Here is a 9,705-nt window from a genome sequence, read left to right as displayed (position 1 = left end):
CTTCCGTGGTTTTTGTTTTTGGGGGGTGGGGGCGGGCGTTTTGGGGGCCCCCACGCTCGCGCTTCGCGCTCGCAGAGTGACCGGTGGGAGCACCATCGGTTACTCATCGGTTGCTGAACGGAGGCGCGTAGCGCCGGAGATGAAGCGACCACCGCAACCGTCGTGGACTTGCTGTGGTCGCTTCATCTTCGTTCGCTGGCGCTCACTTCGTTCAGCAACCGACGGGGTCGCGCTCCGCAACCGCGCGTACGCTTGCTCGCATGAGCGAGACGGTGGGCGCGCTGCTGGCCGAGCTGGAGGGCCTCGAGGACGCGCGCATGCGCGAGATCAACGAGCGCCACGGCGATGACCACGGCGTCAACCTGTCGAAGCTGCGCGCCGTCGCGAAGCGGGTGAAGACCGATCCCGAGCTCGCGCGCGAGCTGTGGGCCACCGGCCGCACGCCCGCGCGACTGCTGGCCCTGCTCGTCTCGCGCCCGAAGCAGTACTCGGCCGACGAGATCGACGCCATGCTGCGCGAGGCCCGCGCGCCCAAGGTGCGCGACTGGCTCACCAACTACATCGCCAAGAAGAGCCCGCACCTCGAGCAGCTTCGCCTGCGCTGGCTCGAGGACGCCGATCCGCACGTCGCCGCGGCCGGATGGGCGCTCACGGGGTTCCGCGCGCAGAAGGACCCGGACGGCCTCGACCTGCCCGCGCTGCTCGACACCATCGAGGCCGAGATGCGCGACGCCCCCGCACCGCTGCAGTGGGAGATGAACTCCACGCTCGCGTACATCGGCATCGCGCACCCGGATCAGCGCGCCCGCGCGCTCGACATCGGCGAGCGGCTCGAGGTGCTGAAGGACTACCCGACGCCGCCGAACTGCACCTCGCCCTACGCCCCGATCTGGATCACCGAGATCGTGCGCAGGCAGGGCTGATCCCGCAACCCCCTCGCGGTCGCCGCCGCGCCCCGGCACCATGGGGGCATGGACGGCGAGCGGATGTATCGGATCCAGACCGGCGCGACCCCCGAGCGCACGTGGGCGGCCCTCACCGACCCCGTGCGGGTGCGGTCCTGGTACTACGGCACGTGGCCGCGCACGACGTGGCAGGTGGGCGAGCCCATCGAATACGTGGACGAGGACGGCGACGTGCAGCTCGCGGGCGAGGTGCTCTCGTACGAGCCGCCGCGCTCGTTCTCGCACACCTTCGTCGCGACGTGGGACGGCGGCCGGGATGATCAGGGGATCCTGACGTGGACCGTCGAGCCCGACGACGCCGGCAGCCGCGTCACCCTCATCCACACGGGCGGTCACGGCGCCGAGACCGCGGAGGGATCGCAGCGGCTCGTCGAGGCGCTCGACGACCACCTGCGGCAGCCCGACGCCTGACCGCCGGGATCAGGACGCGGCGCGCGCCGCGAGGATCGCGTCGAGGATCGCGTCGGCGACCTCCCGCTTCGAGCCGCCCGCGCGTGCGACGACCTCGCCACCCGCGTCGACGACGACCACCGCGTTGTCGCGCGCCTCGAAGCCGGCGGTCCAGCCCACGGCGTTCGCCGCGAGCAGGTCGGCGCCCTTGCGCTCGCGCTTGCGGCGGGCGCGCTCCACGAGCTCCTCGTCGTCGGCCACGGTCTCGGCCGCGAAGCCGACGACGGTCTGGCCGGGGGCGCGATCCCGTGCGAGGCCCGCGAGGATGTCCTCGTTCTCGACGAGGCGCAGCTCGAGCCCGCCGGGGGCGGATTCCTTCGTGAGCTTCGTCTCGGCCACCTCGGCGACGCGGTAGTCGGCCACGGCCGCCGCCATCACGACCACGTCGGCGCCGTCGGCGGCCGCGCGCATCGCCTCGCCGAGCTCGGCGGCGGTCCCTGCCGTGCGCACCGCGATCCCCGGCCGCGCCTGCACGTCGGCGAGCACGGCCTCCTCGACGTGCGCCGCGACGAGCGTCACGTCGGCGCCGCGCTCGGCCGCCGCCAGGGCTAGGGCGGCGCCCTGCCGCCCGCTCGAGCGGTTGCCGATGAACCGGACCGGATCGATCGGCTCGCGCGTGCCGCCCGCCGACACGACGATCCGCAGCCCGGCCAGGTCCCGCCCTCCGGAGGACTCCGCGCCGTGCGGAGGAGCGGATCCGGCGTCGGCTCCTCCGATAGCGCCGTTCTCCTCCGCTGCGCCGCCGACCACTGCGCCCGGTGCGCCGTCGCCCGCCGGCCCGCCCGCCGCGCGCAGCAGCGCACCGAGCTCGGCGTGGATGCGCTCCGGCTCCGCCATCCGGCCGGGGCCGGTGTCGTCGCCCGTGAGTCGCCCGCTGTCGGGGCCGATGAAGCGCACGCCCCGCGACCGCAGCGTCTCGACGTTCGCCTGCGTGGCGGGGTGGCGCCACATCTCGGTGTGCATGGCGGGCGCCACCACGACGGGCGCGGTCGTGGCGAGCAGGGTCGTGCCGAGCAGGTCGTCGGCCAGGCCCGCCGCCATCTTCGCGAGCGTGTGCGCGGTCGCCGGCGCGATCACGACGAGCTCGGCCGCCTGGCCGAGGGCCACGTGCCGCACGCGCGGCACGTCGTCGTGCACGGAGGTCGTGACCGGGTGGCGGCTGATGGCCTCCCACGTCGGCGCGCCCACGAAGCGCAGCGCGTTCTCGGTCGGGATCACGTGCACCTCGTGCCCGTCGGTCACGAGCAGCCGCACCAGCTGCACGGTCTTGTACGCGGCGATGCCGCCCGTCACGCCCACGACGATCCGCATGACTCCACCTTCTCGCATCCGCAGCCGCCGCGCATCGCGGCCCGCGGATCGGCGGCGTGCCTAGGCTGGGCACGTGTGCACCGTCGTGATCCGCGTCCCCGAGAGCGCCGCAGACCCCGTGCGGATGCTGGCCGTGCGCGACGAGGATCCCGCCCGCGCGTGGGATCCGCTGGGGGCGTGGTGGCCGGACCGGCCCGGCACCCTCGGCGTGCGCGACCGGCTCGGCGGCGGCGCGTGGCTCGCCGCGCGACCGGCGGACGGGCGCGTGGCCGTCATCGTGAACCGGGCGGGGGATCCGGCGCTGCCGCCGGAGCGGATCGAATCGCGCGGGGCGCTCGTGCTCGACGCCGTCGCGGGCCGGGCCGTGGAGCGGCCGCGCACGCGGGGCTTCCACCTCGTCGGGATCGACGGCGCGTCGGCGACCGTGACCACGTGGGACGGCGCCGCGCTGCGGCGCCGGGATCTCGGGCCGGGCACGCACATGATCGCGCACGACGAGCCCGACGATCCCGCCACCGCCCGCATCGCGGCGTGGCGCGGCGCCTTCGCGGCCGCGTCGACGGAGGGGGAGCGGTGGTGGGAGCCATGGACCGGTGTGCTGGCCGAATCGGCCGCGCTCGATCCGCGCGATGACCGCGCCATCATCCGCGACAACCGTCCGCACGGCTACGCGACGATGTCGCTGCTCGCGTGCGTGGCGTCGGTGACGCCGGGCGCGGCGGACGTGCGCTACGCCGAGCTCACGCGGCCCGGCGCGTGGAGCCCGCTGTCGTTCGCCGCCGCGGTCTGACGGTCAGCGCGACTCGTCGGCCGCCGCGCGCGGCTTCGGCGGTGGCAGCAGCTTCAGGCCGACGACGGAGCCGACGATCCCGAGCAGGAAGACGATCTTCCACGGCGAGACGCTCTCGGCGCCCGTCGCCATCGCGTAGGCGACCGTGAGGGCCGCGCCCACCCCCACCCACACCGGGTAGGCCGTGCCGATCGGGATCCGCGTCGCGGCATATCCGAGCCCCAGCATGCTCGCCGTCAGCGCGACGAGGAACACCGCGGTCGGCGCGGGGCGCGTCAGCCCGTCCGAGAGGCCGAGCGCCGTGGCCCACACGGCCTCGGCGACCGCGCTGAGCAGCAGCACGAGCCACGCCACTCAGCTCACCGCCTTCAGGCCGACGATCGACGTCACGAGCAGCACGAGCAGCAGCACGCGCGCCACGCTCGCCCGCTCGCGCTTCGTGACGATCGCCCACGCGACCGTGAGGGTCGCTCCCACGCCCACCCACACGGCGTAGGCCGTGCCGGTGGGCAGCGAGGTCATCGCCCACGCGAGCCCGGCCATGCTGCCCAGCAGCGAGACGGCGAACAGGACGGTCGGCTTCCACCTGCGGAAGCCCTTCGAGGCCGACAGCGCCGAGGCCCACACGGCCTCGAGCATGCCGGAGAGGATCAAGACGAGCCACGCCATGGCGTGCGACACCCCTTCCGTGGCCGTCTTGTCGTGTGCGGGTACAGCTCCCTCGTCCGCGGATCCGGTGCCGGATCCCGCCTCTCACGGTAGCAACGGCGCCGCGCGAGGCTGCCCAGCCGCCGCCCAGGGCTGCATCAGCCAGGACCCATCAGCCGAGCGGCGGAGCGGCGCCCTCCCAGAGCCCGAGCACGGCCATCCACGCACCGCCGGCGATCGTCCAGATGAGGATGACGACGACCGACATGACGAACGCGGTGCGGAACCACTCTCCGACCTTCACGTAGCCCGATCCGTAGATCACGCCCGACGGGCCGGAGGCGTAGTGCGACAGAGCGCCGAAGAGGTTGCCGATGAAGCCGAACACGAGCGCGGCGAACATCGGCGGGGCGCCGGCGGCCACGGCCGCGCCGAGGAAGACGCCGTACATCGCGACGATCTGCGCGGTGTTCGAGGCGAACAGGTAGTGCGCGTAGAAGTACACGAGCGTGAGGATCGCGAAGGCGAACACCCAGGGCATGCCGCCGACGAGGCCGCTGACGAAGTCGCCGATCCACTGGATGACGCCGAGGCGGTTCAGGTGCTCGGCCATGCCCACGAGCACGGCGAAGAAGATGAACGTGTTCCACGCCGACCCGTTGCGGGCCATGTCCTTCCACGTGAGCACGCGCGTGACGAGCATGACGGCGATGCCGACGAACGCCGCCGTCGTCGCGTCGAGCTGGATGCCCGTGCCGAGCGCGCCGTTGACGGCATCCGAGATGCTCGATCCGAAGATCCACAGCACGAGCAGCAGCACGAAGGTGAAGATCATCACCGTCTCGCCGAACGAGAGCCGGCCCATCCGGGCGAGCTCCTCGCGCGCCATGGCGGGCGCCTCGGGGGTGGTCTTCGTCGTGGGGCCGTAGATCTTCGACATCACCCACGGCACGGCGATGAGGCTGAGCAGGCCCGGCACGATCGCGGCGGCCGCCCAGCCGCCCCACGTGATGTCGATGCCCAGATCGGCGGCCTGCGACACCGCCTGCGGGTTGCCCGCCATGGCCGTGATGAACATCGCGCTCGTGATCGTGTTCACGATCGCGGCGGTGAAGGCCAGGTAGGAGCCCACCTTGCGGCGCGACTCGTCGGGCTCGGGCGTCGAGCCCTGCACCTCGGCGATCGAGCGGATGATCGGGTAGACGACGCCGCCGGCGCGGGCGGTGTTCGACGGGGTGGCGGGGGCGAGCGCGAGGTCGGTGGCCGCCATGCCGTACGCGATGCCGAGGGGCGTCTTGCCGAGCACGCGGATGAACATCAGCGCGATGCGGCGGCCGAGGCCCGTGAGCAGGAAGCCGTCGGAGATGAAGAACGCCGCGACGATGAGCAGCACCGTCGTGTTGGCGAAGCCGGCGAGGGCCTCGATGGGCAGGCTCGCGGTGCCGCCGCCGACGGTGTCGACGCGCACGGCGGACATGCCCATGGCGCCGGTGACCATCGCGGCGGCGAGCCCGATGAGCGAGACCGACGGGGTGGGCAGCGGCTGCAGGATGAGCCCGATGATGGTCGCGACGAAGATGCCGAGCATGAGCATGCCGCGGTCCTCGACGCCCTCGGGCGTGGGCACGAGCGCGATGGCGATGGCCACCGCCAGCATCACGCCGAACTTCCACAGGATCGAGAGGGTGTCGGGGCTCGGGCCCCGGCCTGTGCCCTCGGCGGTCGGCTCGGATGCCGTCGGACGCTCGGTGCGGCGCATGACCACTCCTTCGAAGGAATATTCAGATGAATGGATGTTTGCCTGCGACGCTAGCGCCGCATCGGCGGGTCGTCCCGGTCTGAGTGCTCGGTCTGCGTGTCTCCGTCTGAGTACCGCGTGCGTACCCGACGCGTCCGCCCCGGACGGGCCGGATGCCGCGAGCGTAGCGCCGGAGGCGGAGGGGGCGGAAGCCCCCCTGCTTCCGTAGGCTGGGGGCGTGGCGGGGAGCGGCGCGGGCGCGATCGGTGCGGTGCTGTCGCGCGTGCCCCGCGGCGCCTGGATCGCCGCGGCCGCGGTGATCGCCGTCGTGTCGCTGACCGCCGCGCTCGGCGGGTTCGCGTCGGCCGACGCGCGCGTGCGGGCGCAGTGGGCGGCCGGGGAACCGCACGACCACGGCCAGGTGATCGCGACGATCCACGACTACACCGTCACGACCGAGGACGGTCAGTCGCTGCCCGACGGCGCCTCGGCGTGGCTCGTCGTGCGGGCCACCGTCGTCTCGACCGATGCGTCCACGCTCGTGTTCCCGCGCCAGGTGATCGAGCTGCCCGCGGGGCTGGCGCTCGCCGACGGCGACGATGCGAGCCCGGATGCGAGCCACACCATCGCCCTCGACGACGGCCGGCGCTCGCCGCAGCTGCACCCCGACCTGCCCGTCGACGTCGCGTACCTGTGGCCGCTGGCCGCCGCCGCGGACGCCCCGGCGGACGGCCTGGACGTGCAGGCGCTCGAGGCGCACTGGGCCTTCAGCCCCTCCGCGGACGAGTGGCACTGGGGCGGCGTCGCCCCCGCCGCGGAGATGACGATCCCGTACACGGATCGCCTGCCCGACGTGCTGAGGGGAGACGACGGATGAGGCGGCTCGCCACGCTGGGGTCGCTCGGTGTGCTCGTGATCGCCGGCGGGCTGCTGGCGGATCGGATCGACGCGGACCTGCCGATCGATCGGCCGGTCGTGCTGACCGGTCACGCCGGCGCGCCGGTCGCGATCGGCCAGGGAGCGGTCACCGTCCACGGGGCGACGGCGGCGACCCGCGTGGACGCCGGCGGCGAGGAGATCGACACGGACGGCTACTGGATCGTCGTCGACGCCTCGCTGCGCGGGGTGGCCGGGCCGATCGACGACCTCAGCTGGTGGCTGGAGGACGCGGCCGGCCGCCGCTTCGAGGCGACCGATCGGGTGGACCGGCGTCTGCCGCAGGCGCAGCCGGGCATGTCGCTGCGGGGACCGATCGTGTTCGAGGTGGCGGCCGACGTCGAGCTGACCAGCGCGACGATCGCGATGACGGTGAGCCGCTACCCCCAGCAGACGGCGATCCGCGTGCCGATCGAGCGGGCGTCCGGCACGGTGGCGCTCCCCGACGCCGAGTGGGAGGACGCCTCGTGAGGCGCTCGCTGTCCGTGGCGCTCACGGCGGTCGCGCTCGCCGCGACGGTCGGGGCCGCGGCGTGGATGGCCGCCGAGGACGCGCGCGACGGGTATCTCGTCACCGAGCCGCGCGTGGCCGTCGAGCCCGGCGCGGACGGCTGGGCGACGATCGGGGAGTCGTCGGTGCGGCTGGTCTCGTTCTCGCGCGAGCGCGTGGTCACGGGCGAGTACGGCGATCCGTGGACGCCGCCGGAGGGCTACGGCGCGTGGCGGCTCGTGATCGACGTGGAGTCGACGCGCGACGACGTCGTCTCGTGCGCCCCGCGCGTCGTCGACGCGGCCGGCCGCCTGTTCACGCCGATCGATCGCGATGTCGTGGAGCTGCCCGAGTGGAACGCCACCGAGCTGGACTGCGGCATGCAGGACGACCCGCGGCTCGAGACGCTGTTCGTGATGCCGGACGACGCCGAGCCGGCGCGCGTCGAGCTCGTCGACCCCTTCGGCCGCACCTTCTCGCCGCAGTTCTATCGCTTCGGGATCGACGGCCGATAGCCGGGAGCCCGCGCCGGCAGCCGCAGCGCGGGGGCCGCGCCCAGCCCGCGCAGCAGCGCATCGACGGCCGACGCGACGAGGGCGAGGGTGAGCACGCGCTGCGCGGCGGTGCCGAGCGTCTCGATCGGCGTGTACCAGGCGAACCAGACGGCGGTCGGCTGCCAGACGAGCAGGGTGCGCGCGAGCTCGCCGAGGATCCACCCGGCGCGGTCGGCGACGAGGAAGGCCAGGCAGAACACGAGCACGGGCGCCCAGCCGGCGCGCACTACGAGGATCACGGCGCCCACCGCGCCGCCGAAGCGGCGCTCCGGGTCGGTCGCCAGGTCGAGAGCCCGGTCGATCCAGTCCTCGCGCACGCGGCGGATGACGCGCGAGACCCGCGTCTTGATTCCCGCCGCGGTGAGGAGCGGGCGGGCCTGTGCGCCGTAGACGAGCGTGCCCAGCGCGAGCCACGCCAGCGGCACGACGAAGCCGATGATCGCGGCGGCCGCGACCGCGAGCACCGCCGACCACAGCCACTCGAGCGAGTCGGCGAGCGAGGGCACGTGCAGCTCGACGCCCAGCCACCAGCGATCCAGCGCCGCGCCGATGCGGCGGGAATGCCACCAGTCGCCGAAGCCGAGCGTGCCCTCGCGCAGGACCGTGGCGCTCAGGAAGATCCACACCACCTCGGCGTACCCCACGAGCAGGCGCAGCACGGCGCGCAGGCGATCGCGGTCGCCAGGAAGGCGCCGCACGATCATGGTGAGCCCGCGTGCGGACGCGAATGCGACGGCGGCGGTGGCCAGCACATCGGCCGTCGTGCTGCCCGCGAGGCGCGAGGCCACGTCGCCCTCGCCGTCGATCACGCTGTACGCCACGCCGAGGCCCATCGTCAGGGTGTCCTCGTAGAGGAAGCCGTAGTGCTCGTAGATGACGAGGAACGGCAGGATCACGGCGGCGCTCGCGATGAGGAGATCGGTGAACGGCCGCCCGCTCGACGCGCGAGCGCGCATGACGAGCAGCGAGGCGACGATCGTAACGAGCTGCACGAAGACGACGAGTGACATCACGAGCCGGCCGAGCACGCCGGACACGAGCGATGCGTCCACGGCCCACAGCAGCAGGTAGTGGCGCGAGACGACGGCCGCCAGCGCGAGCAGCAGCAGCGCCGGCCAGTGCCGCCCGATGAGCCGCCCGGCGTCGGCGATCATCCGCCAGCCCGCGTGGAGCACGCCCTCGGGGCGGGTGGCGAGGGCGTGCTGGCTCACCCGGTCAGGGTATCGGCACGGCGGCACCCTCCCCGGCTGGTATCCTCGTTGAGCCTCCATAGCTCAGGGGATAGAGCGTTGGTTTCCGGTACCAAAGGTCGCAGGTTCGAATCCTGTTGGGGGCGCCAACCTCGAAGGGACCGTCGCGAATGCGGCGGTCCCTTCGAGGTTGTGCGAGACCATCAGCGGGTCCCCACGGCCCGAGGCTCCAGGCGTCGCGGATGCGACGTCTGGAGAGGCCCGTGGAGGCGTGGGGGCTGGTCGCTTCATCTCCGCGGCCTGCGGCCGCTCCGTTCAGCAACCGACCGGTTCAACCCACGGTTGCTGAACGAAGATGAAGCGACCACAGCAAGTCCATGACGGCTGCGCTGGTCGCTTCATCTCCGGCGCTTCGCGCCTCCGTTCAGCAACCGATGAGCGCAACCCTCCACAGAAACCGGTCACTGTGCGAGCGCGAAGCGCGCTCGGCGGGCCGAGCGACGGGCGTGAACGCCCACAGCCACGCGTGAAGCAGCACCCCGAGCGCCACGGGCGAGGTCTCGGTCATGCCGTAGCCCTCGACGAGCAGCCCTCCCGTGGCCTCCTCCCACCGCCGCACGGTGGCCAGCGGCAG

12 protein-coding genes, 1 tRNA gene and 1 riboswitch are annotated in these 9,705 nt (G+C 73.2%); of the genes, 7 read left to right on the top strand and 6 right to left on the bottom strand.

What is annotated here, in order from left to right:
- Positions 1-260: 260 nt before the first annotated feature.
- Together ACWDR7_RS12720 and ACWDR7_RS12715 are read left to right on the top strand one after the other, a co-directional pair.
- Positions 261-923, top strand: coding sequence for a DNA alkylation repair protein (locus ACWDR7_RS12720; protein WP_449855266.1), 663 nt, complete (start codon positions 261-263; stop codon positions 921-923).
- Between the two features lie 48 nt (positions 924-971).
- A complete protein-coding gene (locus ACWDR7_RS12715) occupies positions 972-1,376 on the top strand; it encodes an SRPBCC domain-containing protein (protein ID WP_449855265.1) in 405 nt (134 codons plus the stop codon).
- 9 nt (positions 1,377-1,385) lie between these two features.
- On the opposite strand, the gene ACWDR7_RS12710 is transcribed toward ACWDR7_RS12715, so the two are convergent.
- A complete protein-coding gene (locus ACWDR7_RS12710; protein ID WP_449855264.1) occupies positions 1,386-2,726 on the bottom strand; it encodes a bifunctional phosphopantothenoylcysteine decarboxylase/phosphopantothenate synthase in 1,341 nt (446 codons plus the stop codon).
- Between the two features lie 73 nt (positions 2,727-2,799).
- Here ACWDR7_RS12710 and ACWDR7_RS12705 point away from each other — a divergent pair, with 73 nt between their 5' ends.
- A complete protein-coding gene (locus ACWDR7_RS12705) occupies positions 2,800-3,516 on the top strand; it encodes an NRDE family protein (RefSeq protein ID WP_449855263.1) in 717 nt (238 codons plus the stop codon).
- A gap of 3 nt (positions 3,517-3,519) precedes the next feature.
- On the opposite strand, the gene ACWDR7_RS12700 is transcribed toward ACWDR7_RS12705, so the two are convergent.
- From ACWDR7_RS12700 to ACWDR7_RS12690, 3 genes are all read right to left on the bottom strand, one after another.
- A complete protein-coding gene (locus ACWDR7_RS12700; RefSeq protein WP_449855262.1) occupies positions 3,520-3,870 on the bottom strand; it encodes a DMT family transporter in 351 nt (116 codons plus the stop codon).
- A complete protein-coding gene (locus ACWDR7_RS12695) occupies positions 3,871-4,185 on the bottom strand; it encodes a DMT family transporter (protein ID WP_449855267.1) in 315 nt (104 codons plus the stop codon). It lies immediately after the preceding gene.
- A 16-nt stretch (positions 4,186-4,201) separates the two neighbouring features.
- Positions 4,202-4,266, bottom strand: a riboswitch (guanidine-III (ykkC-III) riboswitch).
- 70 nt (positions 4,267-4,336) lie between these two features.
- Positions 4,337-5,923, bottom strand: a complete 1,587-nt coding sequence (locus tag ACWDR7_RS12690) for a DASS family sodium-coupled anion symporter (protein WP_449855261.1) — start codon at positions 5,921-5,923, stop codon at positions 4,337-4,339.
- Between the two features lie 217 nt (positions 5,924-6,140).
- On the opposite strand from ACWDR7_RS12690, the gene ACWDR7_RS12685 reads away from it, so the two are divergent.
- Genes ACWDR7_RS12685 through ACWDR7_RS12675 form a run of 3 tightly spaced genes read left to right on the top strand, consistent with a single transcriptional unit; the run spans position 6,141 to position 7,842 of the window.
- The gene (locus ACWDR7_RS12685; RefSeq protein WP_449855260.1) at positions 6,141-6,779 is read left to right on the top strand and encodes a hypothetical protein; all 639 of its coding nucleotides are present in this window, start codon (positions 6,141-6,143) and stop codon (positions 6,777-6,779) included.
- Positions 6,776-7,309, top strand: a complete 534-nt coding sequence (locus tag ACWDR7_RS12680) for a hypothetical protein (RefSeq protein ID WP_449855259.1) — start codon at positions 6,776-6,778, stop codon at positions 7,307-7,309. The genes ACWDR7_RS12685 and ACWDR7_RS12680 overlap by 4 nt, the downstream gene beginning before the upstream one ends.
- On the top strand, positions 7,306-7,842 hold the full coding sequence (locus ACWDR7_RS12675; protein ID WP_449855258.1) for a hypothetical protein: 537 nt from the start codon (positions 7,306-7,308) through the stop codon (positions 7,840-7,842). Before ACWDR7_RS12680 ends, ACWDR7_RS12675 begins: the two co-directional genes overlap by 4 nt.
- Here ACWDR7_RS12675 and ACWDR7_RS12670 read toward each other — a convergent pair.
- Positions 7,815-9,092: a hypothetical protein gene (locus tag ACWDR7_RS12670; protein WP_449855257.1), complete on the bottom strand. Its 1,278-nt coding sequence runs from the start codon at positions 9,090-9,092 to the stop codon at positions 7,815-7,817. The genes ACWDR7_RS12675 and ACWDR7_RS12670 overlap by 28 nt on opposite strands.
- Positions 9,093-9,144: 52 nt before the next feature.
- Here ACWDR7_RS12670 and ACWDR7_RS12665 point away from each other — a divergent pair.
- Positions 9,145-9,220: transfer RNA gene (locus ACWDR7_RS12665), tRNA-Arg, on the top strand.
- Between the two features lie 275 nt (positions 9,221-9,495).
- Here ACWDR7_RS12665 and ACWDR7_RS12660 read toward each other — a convergent pair.
- The coding region (locus tag ACWDR7_RS12660; RefSeq protein WP_449855256.1) for a hypothetical protein at positions 9,496-9,705 on the bottom strand (210 nt) is incomplete at its 5' end.

Source organism: Microbacterium sp. NPDC003461 (genome assembly GCF_053588335.1).
The sequence above is the reverse complement of the archived record's forward strand: the minus strand, read 5'-3'. Positions and strand labels throughout refer to the sequence as shown.